The organism is Actinoplanes ianthinogenes (genome assembly GCF_018324205.1).
GTDB lineage: Bacteria > Actinomycetota > Actinomycetes > Mycobacteriales > Micromonosporaceae > Actinoplanes > Actinoplanes ianthinogenes.
The window spans coordinates 1444906-1456557 of record NZ_AP023356.1; the positions used below are offsets into that span (position 1 = coordinate 1444906).

General features: G+C 72.2%; 14 protein-coding genes. 7 read left to right on the top strand and 7 right to left on the bottom strand.

Features of this window, described 5'->3' with window-relative positions; all coding sequences use genetic code 11:
* Nucleotides 1-13: 13 nt before the first annotated feature.
* Together Aiant_RS06575 and Aiant_RS06580 are read left to right on the top strand one after the other, a co-directional pair.
* Nucleotides 14-601: a hypothetical protein gene (locus tag Aiant_RS06575; RefSeq protein WP_189335106.1), complete on the top strand. Its 588-nt coding sequence runs from the start codon at nucleotides 14-16 to the stop codon at nucleotides 599-601.
* A gap of 29 nt (nucleotides 602-630) precedes the next feature.
* The gene (locus Aiant_RS06580; RefSeq protein WP_189335105.1) at nucleotides 631-951 is read left to right on the top strand and encodes a hypothetical protein; all 321 of its coding nucleotides are present in this window, start codon (nucleotides 631-633) and stop codon (nucleotides 949-951) included.
* A gap of 208 nt (nucleotides 952-1159) precedes the next feature.
* Here Aiant_RS06580 and Aiant_RS06585 read toward each other — a convergent pair whose 3' ends face one another.
* Nucleotides 1160-2437 (bottom strand): acetyl-CoA C-acetyltransferase, encoded by a 1278-nt coding sequence (locus Aiant_RS06585; RefSeq protein ID WP_189335104.1) that lies wholly within the window; start codon nucleotides 2435-2437, stop codon nucleotides 1160-1162.
* A gap of 87 nt (nucleotides 2438-2524) precedes the next feature.
* Between Aiant_RS06585 and Aiant_RS06590 the strand changes: the two genes are divergently transcribed.
* Together Aiant_RS06590 and Aiant_RS06595 are read left to right on the top strand one after the other, a co-directional pair.
* Complete coding sequence (locus Aiant_RS06590; protein WP_189335103.1) at nucleotides 2525-3865, top strand: 3-oxoacyl-ACP reductase; 1341 nt, start codon at nucleotides 2525-2527, stop codon at nucleotides 3863-3865.
* A gap of 1 nt (nucleotide 3866) precedes the next feature.
* Nucleotides 3867-4700, top strand: coding sequence for a MaoC family dehydratase (locus Aiant_RS06595; RefSeq protein WP_189335102.1), 834 nt, complete (start codon nucleotides 3867-3869; stop codon nucleotides 4698-4700).
* Here Aiant_RS06595 and Aiant_RS06600 read toward each other — a convergent pair.
* Both Aiant_RS06600 and Aiant_RS06605 read right to left on the bottom strand, forming a co-directional pair.
* Entirely contained in the window at nucleotides 4690-5328 is a 639-nt protein-coding gene (locus Aiant_RS06600) for a DUF4232 domain-containing protein (RefSeq protein ID WP_189335101.1), read from the bottom strand. The two genes, Aiant_RS06595 and Aiant_RS06600, sit on opposite strands and share 11 nt — an antisense overlap.
* Before the next feature lie 32 nt (nucleotides 5329-5360).
* On the bottom strand, nucleotides 5361-5750 hold the full coding sequence (locus tag Aiant_RS06605; RefSeq protein WP_189335100.1) for a hypothetical protein: 390 nt from the start codon (nucleotides 5748-5750) through the stop codon (nucleotides 5361-5363).
* 253 nt (nucleotides 5751-6003) lie between these two features.
* Between Aiant_RS06605 and Aiant_RS06610 the strand changes: the two genes are divergently transcribed.
* Both Aiant_RS06610 and Aiant_RS06615 read left to right on the top strand, forming a co-directional pair.
* Nucleotides 6004-7218: an acyl-CoA dehydrogenase family protein gene (locus Aiant_RS06610; protein ID WP_189335099.1), complete on the top strand. Its 1215-nt coding sequence runs from the start codon at nucleotides 6004-6006 to the stop codon at nucleotides 7216-7218.
* Between the two features lies 1 nt (nucleotide 7219).
* Nucleotides 7220-8821, top strand: a complete 1602-nt coding sequence (locus Aiant_RS06615; RefSeq protein WP_189335098.1) for an AMP-binding protein — start codon at nucleotides 7220-7222, stop codon at nucleotides 8819-8821.
* On the opposite strand, the gene Aiant_RS06620 is transcribed toward Aiant_RS06615, so the two are convergent.
* The 4 genes from Aiant_RS06620 to Aiant_RS06635 form a co-directional block, all read right to left on the bottom strand.
* A complete protein-coding gene (locus tag Aiant_RS06620; protein WP_189335217.1) occupies nucleotides 8744-9172 on the bottom strand; it encodes a hypothetical protein in 429 nt (142 codons plus the stop codon). The two genes, Aiant_RS06615 and Aiant_RS06620, sit on opposite strands and share 78 nt — an antisense overlap.
* Nucleotides 9173-9250: 78 nt before the next feature.
* On the bottom strand, nucleotides 9251-9589 hold the full coding sequence (locus Aiant_RS06625) for a VOC family protein (protein WP_189335097.1): 339 nt from the start codon (nucleotides 9587-9589) through the stop codon (nucleotides 9251-9253).
* A 1-nt stretch (nucleotide 9590) separates the two neighbouring features.
* On the bottom strand, nucleotides 9591-10376 hold the full coding sequence (locus Aiant_RS06630) for a MerR family transcriptional regulator (RefSeq protein ID WP_189335096.1): 786 nt from the start codon (nucleotides 10374-10376) through the stop codon (nucleotides 9591-9593).
* A gap of 71 nt (nucleotides 10377-10447) precedes the next feature.
* Nucleotides 10448-10846, bottom strand: coding sequence for a VOC family protein (locus Aiant_RS06635; RefSeq protein WP_189335095.1), 399 nt, complete (start codon nucleotides 10844-10846; stop codon nucleotides 10448-10450).
* 212 nt (nucleotides 10847-11058) lie between these two features.
* Here Aiant_RS06635 and Aiant_RS06640 point away from each other — a divergent pair, with 212 nt between their 5' ends.
* Complete coding sequence (locus tag Aiant_RS06640) at nucleotides 11059-11586, top strand: DUF1990 domain-containing protein (RefSeq protein ID WP_229831143.1); 528 nt, start codon at nucleotides 11059-11061, stop codon at nucleotides 11584-11586.
* The last annotated feature ends 66 nt before the right edge of the window (nucleotides 11587-11652 follow it).

Here is an 11652-nt window from a genome sequence, read left to right on the forward strand (position 1 = left end):
CCATGATCAGCACATGATCTGGCGGCCCCTCCCCCTGCTCGCGCTGGTCCTCGTGGCCGGCTGCACCGACGCCGGCCCGCCGGCACCGGAGAAGACGGTGGCCGCCTGCACGGGCGGGCAGATCACGTTCGGCACGGCGGTCACCGGCGAGCTGCTGACCGGCGTGACCGAGATGCTGGACGCCGAGGTCAAGGGGATGACGCTCAAGGACGACTACACCGAGCTCGCCACCCGGACCGCTCAGGTGCGGGCCCCGGCGCAGGTGCCCGCGCGGGAGGTCTATCAGCGGCTGGCGGACACCTACGCGGCGGAGGACCGGCCGCTGGTCGATCTCGGCAAGGTCCACCACCTGGACACGAGCGGCTCGGCGACGTTCGACGGGACCGGCCGGTTCGTGAGCTACGAGTCGATCACCACGCTGGACATGCCGTTCAGCTACACCTGCGGCGGCACGACCAGCCAGGGCACGGTGGTCAGCTGGCTGGCCACCGAGCTGGCCGGCCTGCTGAACTGCGATGAGCCGGAGGTGGGCCCGTCACCGGCCGGCCAGCGAGCCGCGGTGACCGATCAGGTCCGCGAACTCCGCTGCCCGGACGCCTGACGGGTGGCACGGACATTGGCGACGGGGACGTGCCGCGTGAGGAGATCTACCGGCGGTTCGCGGCGAGGGTGAACACCGACGGCGAGATCGACGTGGTCGCTTACGGCACGGCGTGGGAGCTGGATCCGGACAGCGGCGTCACCACGCAGGGCCCGGGCGACGTCGCGGTGGCGGTCGGGATCACCGCGGTCGACGCGACCTTCACCTATGCGTGCGGCGGCGTCACGGTGCGGGGAACGGTCAACTCCTGGCGTCCGAGCCACGAGACGCTGATCTTCGACTGCTCGGACGACGCCGATCCGCCCGCCGGCGCGATGGAACGGCAGGCCCGGAAACTGACCTGCCGCTGACCTCGGCAGCCGGGGGGTCCTGGGCATCCTGGGACTGGTGGCGGCGGCGTCACCGGCCACCGCCCCGCCGGCCGCCGGCGCCGCCCAGGCGGCCGCGCTCGCCGGGTGCCCGGCCAACTCGCGCAGGCGGGCGACGTGGGCGTGCAGCGAGCGGCGCGCCTGCGGCGGCGGCTATCGGATCGAGGGGCGGGTCCCTACTTCTCCGGGATCACTTCTCCAGGATCGCGACGACGCCCTGGCCGCCGGCGGCACAGATGGAGATCAGGCCGCGGCCGGAGCCCTTCTGCGCGAGCAGCTTGGCCAGCGTCGCGACGATCCGGCCGCCGGTCGCCGCGAACGGGTGGCCGGCCGCCAGCGAGGAGCCGTTGACGTTCAGCTTGCTCCGGTCGATCGTGCCGAGCGGCGCGTCCAGGCCGAGTTTCTCCTTGCAGAACTCCGGCGACTCCCAGGCCGCGAGGGTGGCCAGCACCTGCGACGCGAACGCCTCGTGGATCTCGTAGTAGTCGAAGTCCTGCAAGGTCAGGCCGTTGCGGGCGAGCATCCGGGGCACCGCGTAGGCCGGCGCCATCAGCAGGCCCTCGTCGCCGTGCACGTAGTCGACCGCGGCCGCCTGGGAATCCGCGAAATACGCCAGGACCGGGAGCGAGTGCGCCTCGGCCCACTCCTCGGAGGCGAGCAGCACCGTGGACGCGCCGTCGGTGAGCGGCGTCGAGTTGCCCGCCGTCATGGTCGCGCCCTCCTTGCCGTATACCGGCTTGAGTTTCGCCAGCTTCTCCAGACTGGAGTCGGCACGCAGGTTCTGATCGCGGGTCAGGCCCAGATAGGGCGTCATCAGATCGTCGAAGAAGCCCTTTTCGTACGCCGCGGCGAGGTGCTGATGCGACGCCAGCGCCAGCTCGTCCTGCGCCTGCCGCTCGATCTGCCAGCGCAGCGCGGTGATCGCCGCGTGCTCGCCCATCGACAGCCCGGTCCGCGGCTCGGCGTTGCGCGGGATCTCCGGCCGCACGGCGTGCTGCGGCCGGAGCTTGGCCGCCGCCTTGAGCCGCGCGCCCAGGGTCCGAGCCCGGTTCAGCTCCAGCAGCGCGAGCCGCATGTCCTCGTTCACCTGCAACGGCGCGTCCGAGGTGGTGTCCACGCCACCGGCGACGCCGGCCTCGATCTGGCCCAGCGCGATCTTGTTGGCCACCAGGATGGCGGCCTCCAGGCCGGTGCCGCAGGCCTGCTGGATGTCGTAGGCCGGGGTGTGCGGGTCGAGGCGGGAGCCGAGCACCACCTCGCGGGTCAGGTTGAAGTCGCGGGAGTGCTTGAGCACCGCGCCGGCCACCACCTCGCCGAGGCGCTCGCCGGCCAGGCCGAACCGGGCGATCAGCCCGTCCAGCGCGGCGGTGAGCATGTCCTGGTTGCTCGCCGCGGCATATTTGCTGTTCGACCGGGCGAACGGGATACGGTTACCGCCCAGGACGGCGACACGGCGCACGGTCGGCACGGCGATCCTCCACACATCGAAGATTGATTCACTTCACAAGCGCAAGCTATCGACAAACTCGAAGCTACTGACGGGTAGGGTACTCGCATGGCTGACAGGTACGCGAACTTCGCCAACTCCGGTCTGGGCCGGACGGTGGTCAAGCGGCTCGGGCTGCCCGACCCGCCCCGGCTGCGACGCTACCGCCCGGGCGACCCGCTCGTGTCCGGTCCGGTGCTGCTCGGCGCGGCGCCCGGCGGGCGGCTGTCCGGCGAGGTCGGCAAGCTGCTGGAGAGCGCGGGCGTGACGGTCGCCGAGAGCGGGGCGGCGGGCACGAAGTACGCGGCGCTGGTCTTCGACGCGACCGGGATCGGGGACTCCGAGCAGCTGCGAGCGCTTTTCGACTTCTTCCAGCCGTACGCGAGGAGTTTGACCGGGTGCGGCCGGGTCATCGTGCTGGGCACCCCACCGGAAGCCGCAGCGGGCCCGAGAGAGGCGACCGCGCAGCGGAGCCTGGAGGGTCTGACCCGCAGCATCGGCAAGGAGTTCGGCCGCGGCACCACCAGTCAGCTGGTCTACGTCGCGCCCGGCGGGGAGCAGGCGGTCGAGTCGACGCTGCGGTTCCTGCTCAGCGGGCGGTCCGCCTACGTCTCCGGCCAGGTGATCCGGATCGGAGCCGGCAGCGCGAGCGCCCCGGCCGACTGGGACAAACCGCTGGACGGCAAGCTCGCGCTGGTCACCGGCGCGGCCCGGGGCATCGGCGCGGCGATCGCGGCGACCCTCGCCCGGGACGGCGCCGAGGTGATCGCGCTGGACGTGCCGGGCGCCGGCGACGCCCTGGCCGACGTGGCGAACAAGGCGAGGGGCCGCGCCCTGCAACTCGACCTGACCGCCGCCGACGCGGCGGAACGCCTCGCCGGTTACCTCTCGGCCGGACCGCACGCCGGTGTCGACATCGTGGTGCACAACGCCGGCATCACCCGGGACAAGACCATCGCCCGGATGGACGCGAGCCGGTGGGACTCGGTGATCGGGGTCAACCTGACCGCCCCGGAGCGGGTCAACGACCTGCTGCTGGAGCGCGGCCTGGTCACACCGGGCGGCCGGATCGTGGGCGTCGCCTCGATCGCCGGGATCGCCGGGAACCGGGGGCAGACCAACTACGCCACCAGCAAGGCCGGGGTGATCGGGCTGGTCCAGTCGACCGCGCCGATCCTGGCCGCCAAGGACATCACGATCAACGCGGTGGCGCCCGGGTTCATCGAGACGGCGATGACCGCGAAGATGCCGATCGGGCTGCGCGAGGCCGGGCGCCGGCTGAACAGCATGTCGCAGGGCGGCCTGCCGATCGACGTGGCCGAGACGATCGCCTGGTTCGCGTCGCCGGGCTCGGCGACGATCACCGGGAACGTGGTGCGCGTCTGCGGCCAGAGCCTGCTGGGGGCCTGAGGTGGTGGCGGTCGTCGAGCTGAGCGAGGGGCCGGGCACCGGGGCGGCCTATGCCAAGGCCGCCCTCGGGATGCTGCCCGGGATGCGGCGCGGCGGCGCCCTGCCGGACGTCGAGCTGGTCCATCGTGGGGTCACGGTGGACCGGGCGCACCTGGCTCGGTACGACCGGGTGTGCGGGCTGCGGCTGACCGATGCGCTCCCCGGGACCTATCCGCATGTCTTGGCGTTTCCGCTGGCCATGCGGCTGATGTCGGCCGGCGACTTCCCGCTGCCGATGATCGGGCTGGTGCACGTGTCGAACCGGATCACCGTGCGGCGGGCGATCGACGCGGGCAGCCGGTTGGATCTGGCGGTGCGGGCGGTCGATCTGCGGGAGCATCCGCGGGGGCGGCAGTTCGACGTGGTGGCGACGGCCTCGGTGGACGGCGAGGAGGTGTGGCGGGGCGTGTCGACCTATCTGCGCAAGGAGTCGGCCGGGTCGCGTTCGGAGCACCCCGATCCCGTCCCCTCCGGTGGCGCGGTCTGGCGACTGACCGCTCGCACGGGCACGGACTACGCCGCCGTCTCCGGGGACCGGAACCCGATCCACACCTCCCGGGTCGGGGCGAAACTGTTCGGCTTCCCGCGGCAGATCGCGCACGGCATGTGGACCAAGGCCCGGTGCCTGGCCGCGCTCGAGGGCCGGTTGCCGGCGGCGTACACGGTCGAGGTCGCCTTCAAGCAGCCGATCCTGCTGCCGTCCACGGTCCGTTTCACCTCGTCGCCGGCGGACGGTGGCTGGGAGTTCGGCGTGCACGGCAAGCGGCCGCACCTGACCGGCGCGATCACCGCTTAGCCGGGGCCTCGGTGGGGTCGGCGGACGGCTGCCAGGCGCTGACCGCGAAGCGGCCGGTGCTGCCGAAATCGAGGGGCCCGTCCGGCTCGAGGGTCTGTGCCGGGCGGCCGGCGAGGGGCGCGATCCGCAGGTACTTCCCGTTGGCCGGTGGTTTCGAGATGTCGTCGTAGGTGCTGCGCCAGGCCAGCGCGAAGCCGGCGCGCCGGCCGGGGCGCAGTGTCACCGGTTGCGGCGGGCCGTCCCACGGCATGGTGCCGAGGATCTCGGTGACCCCGTTGAGGACCCGCACGTCAAGGGGCGCCCGGTCCTCGTCGAGCGCCTGGACGGCCGGGTAACCCTTCAGGCGGTAGGTCTCGGTGCCGCAGTTGACCAGCGTGATGCTGAGGACGCGCAGGCCGGCCGCGGCGTCGCCGCCACCCTGCTCCAGGCGAACCCCCTCGGGCGGGCAGGTCGGCGCGGTGCTGGGCGACGGCGCTCCGGACGGCGTTCCGGCCGACGCGGAGGGCGGCGGCGGGGAGGGCGTCGTCGCGTCGCCGTCGGCCGTGCCGATGGGCTGGGGCGCGCAGCCGGCCAGCAGCACGACGGCGGCCAGCGGAACGGCACGGCGGCAGGCCTGAATTCCGATCACCGGGCCATCCTGCCCGGCCGGGGCAAGCACCCTCAGGAGTGGGCGCTGCTGAACGCGATGTAGATGATCAGCAGGGCGGGCACCAGCAGGCCGTAGGCGGCGGAGCGGTCCAGCAGGGGCTTGCCCGGGTCGAGGGTGCGGTCGTTGGCGGGCCGCTCGGAGTCCGGCAGCAGCGCGACCCGGGCCCGGCGCACCGTGTTCAGCACCAGCACACCTGGCGTGATGATCATCGACAGCATCCCCCACCAGCCGCGCAGCAGCGTGTGCGCGCTGATGTCGCGGTAGGCGGCCAGCCCACACTGCTTGCAGAACGGGCCGTCGATCCGGCGGAAGCGCATCAGCACCAGCAGGCCCTCGTGCCCGTGGAAGCTGACTTTCGCGGCGGGCGCCCGGTGACAGACGCGGCACGAGGTCTCGGACACGAACACTTCCTTCGGAACGCACGCGGGCAGTGATGGATTTACCTGATCCACTTGGCGGACGCATGCTACGGCATGGCACTCCGGCGGCGCGGCGGTCGGCCTCGCGCACGGACCGGCCGCGGTGCTCCGGGTCGTACAAAATGGGGTGGGGGAAAGCGGTGCCGGACCAATGAGAAACCTCAGGGGGTTGTGAGTTCCGTTACGCGGCCCGTAGGGTTACCGGCGAGTTAACTGGATGCGGTCGAAGGGTCCTGTGGTGGAGTTCTGGCTCGATCTCAACGAGGAACAATCGGATCTGCGTGACTGGATCCACGGCTTCGCGGAGCAGGTCATCCGGCCCGCCGCGGCCGAGTGGGACGAGCGCGAGGAGACGCCCTGGCCGGTGCTCCAGGAGGCGGCGAAAATCGGGCTCTACGGTTTCGAGTTTCTGATCAACACCTGGGCCGACAACACCGGGCTGTCGCTGCCGATCGCCAACGAGGAGCTGTTCTGGGGCGACGGCGGGATCGGGATGGCGATCTCCGGCACCTCGCTCGCGGTCGCCGCGATCTACGGGTCGGGCACGCCGGAGCAGCTGGTCGAGTGGGTGCCGCAGTGCTTCGGTGACGCCGACGAGCCGAAGGTGGCCGCGTTCTGCTCGACCGAGCCGGAGGCGGGGTCGGACGTCGCCTCGATGAAGACCCGGGCGGTCTACCACGAGGCCACCGACGAGTGGGTGCTCACCGGGCAGAAGGCTTACGCCACCAACGGCGGCATCGCCAACGTGCACGTGGTGACCGCCAGCGTCGACCCGGAGCTCGGCTCCCGCGGGCAGGCCGCGTTCATCGTCCCGCCCGGCACGAACGGGCTGGTCGGCACGAAGAAGCTGAAGAAGCTCGGCCTGCGCGCCTCGCACACCGCCGACGTCTTCCTGGACGAGGTCCGGCTCCCGGGCAGCTGTCTGCTCGGCGGCAAGGACGCCCTCGACGAGCGCCTCGCGCGAGCCCGCAGCGCCGCTCCCAAGAACAAGAACGCCGCCATGCGGACGTTCGAGCTGTCCCGCCCCGCAGTCGGCGCCCAGGCGCTCGGCATCGCCCGCGCCGCGTACGAGTACGCGCTGGAGTACGCGAAGCACCGCGTCGCCTTCGGCCGGCCGATCATCGAGAACCAGGCGATCGCGTTCGCCCTGGCGGACATGAAGATGGAGATCGACGCCGCGCGCCTGCTGGTCTGGCGGGCCGCCTGGATGGGCCGCAACGACAAGCCGTTCACCGCGGGCGAGGGCTCGATGTCGAAGCTGAAGGCCGGCGAGGTGGCCGTCGCGGTCACCGAGAAGGCGGTGCAGATCCTCGGCGGCGCCGGCTACCTGCGCGAGCACCCGGTGGAGCGGATGTTCCGGGACGCCAAGATCTACACGATCTTCGAGGGCACCTCGGAGATCCAGCGCCTGGTGATCTCCCGAGCGATCTCCGGAATGCAGATCCGCTGACATGGACGCGCTCTTCGTCGGTGGCACCATGCTGCGGCGCGGGCTGCTGCACCCGGGCAACCCGGTCCGGATCGTGCGGCAGTTCGCGGCGCTGGGCCGGTGGGGGTTCGGGCTCGCCGGCGAGCTACGGCAGGCCGCGGCTCGCAGTCCGCACCGGATCGCGGTCATCGACGATCAGCGCAGTGTGTCGTACGCGAAACTGCTGGACCGCGCGGAACGGCTCGCCCGCAGCCTGCCCGCGGGCCCGGGCGACCGGATCGGTCTGCTCTGCCGCAACTCGGCGCGGATGATCGAGGCCATGATCGGCGCCACCACGCTGGGCGCCGACCCGGTCCTGATGAACACCGGCCTCTCGCCGCACCAGCTGGTCACCGTGGCCAAGGACCAGGGGCTGCGCGCGCTGATCCTCGACGACGAGTTCGGGCCGAAGGTGGCGCTCGTCGACGGGGTCGAGAAGATCACCGAGGAGCGGTTCGAGGAGCTGATCGCCGGGGCGCCCGAGGGCGGGAGTCAGCCGCCGGAGCGCCCCGGGCGCACCATCGTGCTGACCTCCGGCACCACCGGCGTGCCGAAAGGCGCCCGCCGCCCGACGCCGGGCGGGTTCCGCCCGCTCTGCTCAGTGATCGACCGGATCCCGTTGCGCGCGGAGCAGCGCGTCATGATCGCCGCGCCGCTCTTCCACACCTGGGGCTTCGCCGGTCTCCAGATCGCCCTGGCGCTGCGGGCGACCATCGTGCTGCGCCGCAGGTTCGAGCCGGCCGCGATCCTCGACGACCTGATCCAGCACTCCTGCACCGGGATGATCGCGGTCCCGGTGATGATTCAGCAGCTCATGGAACTGCCGGAGCCGGCCGGGAAACCGGCGCTGTCGGTGGTCGCGGTGAGCGGCTCGGCGCTGCCGGGAGGGCTGGCCACCCGGTTCATGGACCGGTTCGGCGACGTGCTCTACAACCTCTACGGCTCCACCGAGGCGTCCTGGGCCTCCATCGCCACCCCGGAAGACCTCAGGATCAACCCCGCGACCGCGGGCAAACCCCCTTACGGTACGACCGTTGCCGCGCTCGACGAGACCGGCGCACCCGTGCCCGCCGGGGAGGTCGGGCGGCTGTTCGTCGGCAACGAGATGCTCTTCGAGGGGTACACGAACGGCGCGTCCCGCACCATGCACGACGGTCTGCTGGCCACCGGCGACCTCGGGCATCTGGACGCCGACGGCCGGGTCTACGTCGACGGCCGCGAGGACGACATGATCGTCTCCGGTGGCGAGAACGTCTACCCGGCCGAGGTGGAGGGGCTGCTCGCGGACCTGCCACAGATCCGGGAGGTGACGGTGATCGGGGTGCCGGACCACGAGTACGGGCAGCGGCTCGCGGCGTACCTGGTCCTGCGCGAGGGCGAGACCCTCGGCCCGGAGGCGGTCCGCGAGCACGTCCGCCGGCACCGGGCCCGGTTCAGTGTCCCCCGCGACGTGATCTTCCTGGACGAGTTGCCGCGCAATGCCACCGGCAAGGTGGTCACCCGCGAGCTAGGGATGCAGGGCCGTACCGGTCAGCAGCAGCGCGGCCAGCACGACCAGGTCGGCGGCACCGAGCAGGATCGCTAGCCGGGCCAGCGGGCGACCCCACCGGCCGGGTGTGCCGCGACGCAGCGCGGCTACGCCGAGACCGATCGCGAAGCCGCCGAACACGAGGCTGAACAGGAACAGGCCGGCCGCTCCGAAGGCCACCGCCGCCCCGGTACGCCCGTCGACCGGCGCGACCGCGAGCTCGTCCCGCGGGGCGACGGTGGTCACCAGGGCCCGCTGCCGCCGGCGCAGCACCACGTGACCGTGCGTCACCACCAGCGAGGCCGCGCCGGCCAGCACACCCAGCGTCAGGCAGAGCCAGGGATGGCCGGTCAGGGTCACCGGACCGGCCAGCAGCACCCAGGTGATCAAGCCCGCGGCGAAGAGCATCAGTTCATCTCCTTCGATGTCAGGTGTGCGGCTCCTTACCCGGGACATCCGGCGCATATGCCCGGTTACCGCCCCCGATCAGGAGACGCAGAACTCATTGCCGGACGGGTCTTGCAGGACGACCCACTGATGGCCGTGCTCGTCGTGCTCCGACTGGACGGTGGCACCCAGGTCGAGCAGCCGCTTCACCTCGGCGTCCCGGTCGTCGGCGGACAGGTCGAGGTGGCAGCGGTTCTTGGCCGACTTCGGCTCGGCGACCTTGAGGAACATCAGGGTCGGCGCGGGCCCGCCGGCGCCGATGGTGGCGAAGAACTCGCCGGCCCCGGGGTCGACCGGGCGGTCCAGGACCCGCGACCAGAAGGACGCCAGGGCCGCGCTGTCCGCACAGTCGAAGGTGATGTTGGCAAGCGTGATCATCTCAGTCCTCCAGGGGTTGAACGGGCCAGCAGATCTCGGTGCGGAAGTCGTCCTCGGGCACGCCGTCGCCCGGTCCGACCAGGTAGTACTCCCGGACGCGGCCGGCCAGGCCGAAGCCGCCGCCGGCCAGCCAGGCGCCGAGCGCGCGATATCCGGCGGCCATGCTGTGATAAGGCCCGACGAACTCGGCGACCGCGAACCGGCCGCCGGCCAGCACCTCGTCGCCGTGCTCGGCCACCACGAACGCGGTGGCCGGCATCGGCTCGTCGTGGAACTCCGCCGGGAACAGCGCGCCGAGCCGGGCCGAGGTGGCGGGCACCCGGGCGCGCAGCCGCGCGTATGCCTCGTCGAGGAACGAGGCGAAGTCGTCCTCCCGGACCTCGGCGGTCAGCGTGAAGGCGCGCACCGCCGGCAGGGTGCGCTCGCTGACCGCGGCCGGGGTGGCCGCGGACGGCTCGGCCAGCAGCTCGTCGGTGACGTCCAGAATGGTCTCCAGCCGCTGCCGCTGAGCGACGATCCGCTCCCGGTGCGCGGCCAGCACCCGGCGGGTCACCGCCGGATCCCGCGCGGCGAGCACCTCGCGGATGCCGGCCAGCGGCACGTCGAGGGCACGCAACTGTTTGATCAGCGCGGCGTCGCCGAGCTGGACGGCCCGATAGCCCCGGTATCCGGTCCGCGGGTCGACCACGGCCGGCTCCAGCAGGCCGGACTCGTGATAGGCCCGCAGTGTGTTGGCCGAGAGCAGCGTCGCCCGGGAGAACGCGCTGATCGGCAGTAGGTCGTTCACGGGACCAAGCCTCGACCTTCACCCAGGGTGAAAGTCAACAAGGCAGTTCAGCGGGGCGGCTTTCGCCCGTGCTAACGGTCGGCTTCGACGGCGAACGTGTTGCCGTCCGGGTCGCGGAACCAGGCGATCCGGCCGCCGCCGGCGCGCGGGGTGATGCCCTTGGCGTCGTGCACCAGGCCCTCGTAACGGGCGAACTCGACCCCGGCCTCGGTGAGCTCGCCGACGACGCTGTCGAGATCGTCGACATACCAGGTGGCCAGGGTCGCCGCGGTCTGCCCCGCGGTCGCCGACTGGTAGACGTTGAGCGCCGGCCCGCCACCGGACTCGTAGACCCGGCCGCCGTCGGGAATCGTGGCGCTCGGGCCGGTCCAGAGCGGGCGCAGCCCGAGTCTCCCCTCGTAGAACGCGACTGCCCGGCCGATGTCGGCGACCGCGACCGAGGTCCTGACGTGATGCGCACCCAACGGCATGCCCCACCTTAAGGCCGCTTCGGCGTCAAACCCCCATCTTGTACGACGTGCAGCCCGTGGCTGGACAGTGCGCGAGGCCGCGACCGGCCCGGACCGCACCGCGTCCCGCGGCCCGGCCGCCGCTCACGGTCGCCCCGGAGGTCTCGCCACGAGCACCGGCAGCCGGGCGCCGAGCCGGTTCCGGCGTCCGGCTCGCCGGATACCGTGGGCTGGTGCGAGGTCTCACCGAACTGGCCACCGCCGAGCTGACCTATCAGCAGGTCGGAGCCACCCGCGACGACGCGCTACCGGCCGGCTACGACCGTGTCCGGCGCGATGTCGTGGTGGGGCACGGCAGGGAGGCCTTCAACCGCGCCGCCGCCGGAGTGTTCGACTGGCGGATGCACCGGGAGGCGGGGCTGGCGCCCATCAGTTCCGCCGAGCGGGCCACACCCGGCGCCGTCGTGGTGCTGCGAGCCGGACTCGGGCCGGTACGCCTCACCATTCCCTGCCGGGTCGTCTACACCGTGGTGGAGGACCGCCGGCGCGGGTTCGCCTACGGGACACTGCCGGGGCATCCGGAGCGGGGCGAGGAGGCGTTCCTGGTGGAGCTGGCGGCCGACGGGGCGGTCTGGATCCGGATCCGCGCGTTCAGCCGGCCCGCCTCGCTGCCGGCCCGGGCCGGTGGGCCGCTGACCAGGCTCGCCCAGCGTTACGCGACGAATCGCTACGTGGCCGCGGCCCGGCGGCTCAGCCGGTAGTCCGGTGGCCGGCGGTGCGACGCTCGGCAGATGGATGGGGGGTCAGCGGGCGGAGGTGAGGGCGCG

Excerpts from the sequence above, each read along its gene's own strand:
- Aiant_RS06575 (WP_189335106.1), top strand. The coding sequence starts at position 14 with ATGATCTGGCGGCCCCTCCCCCTGCTCGCGCTGGTCCTCGTGGCCGGC.
- Aiant_RS06590 (WP_189335103.1), top strand. The coding sequence starts at position 2,525 with ATGGCTGACAGGTACGCGAACTTCGCCAACTCCGGTCTGGGCCGGACG.
- Aiant_RS06615 (WP_189335098.1), top strand. The coding sequence starts at position 7,220 with ATGGACGCGCTCTTCGTCGGTGGCACCATGCTGCGGCGCGGGCTGCTG.
- Aiant_RS06620 (WP_189335217.1), bottom strand. The coding sequence starts at position 9,172 with ATGCTCTTCGCCGCGGGCTTGATCACCTGGGTGCTGCTGGCCGGTCCG.
- Aiant_RS06625 (WP_189335097.1), bottom strand. The coding sequence starts at position 9,589 with ATGATCACGCTTGCCAACATCACCTTCGACTGTGCGGACAGCGCGGCC.
- Aiant_RS06635 (WP_189335095.1), bottom strand. The coding sequence starts at position 10,846 with ATGCCGTTGGGTGCGCATCACGTCAGGACCTCGGTCGCGGTCGCCGAC.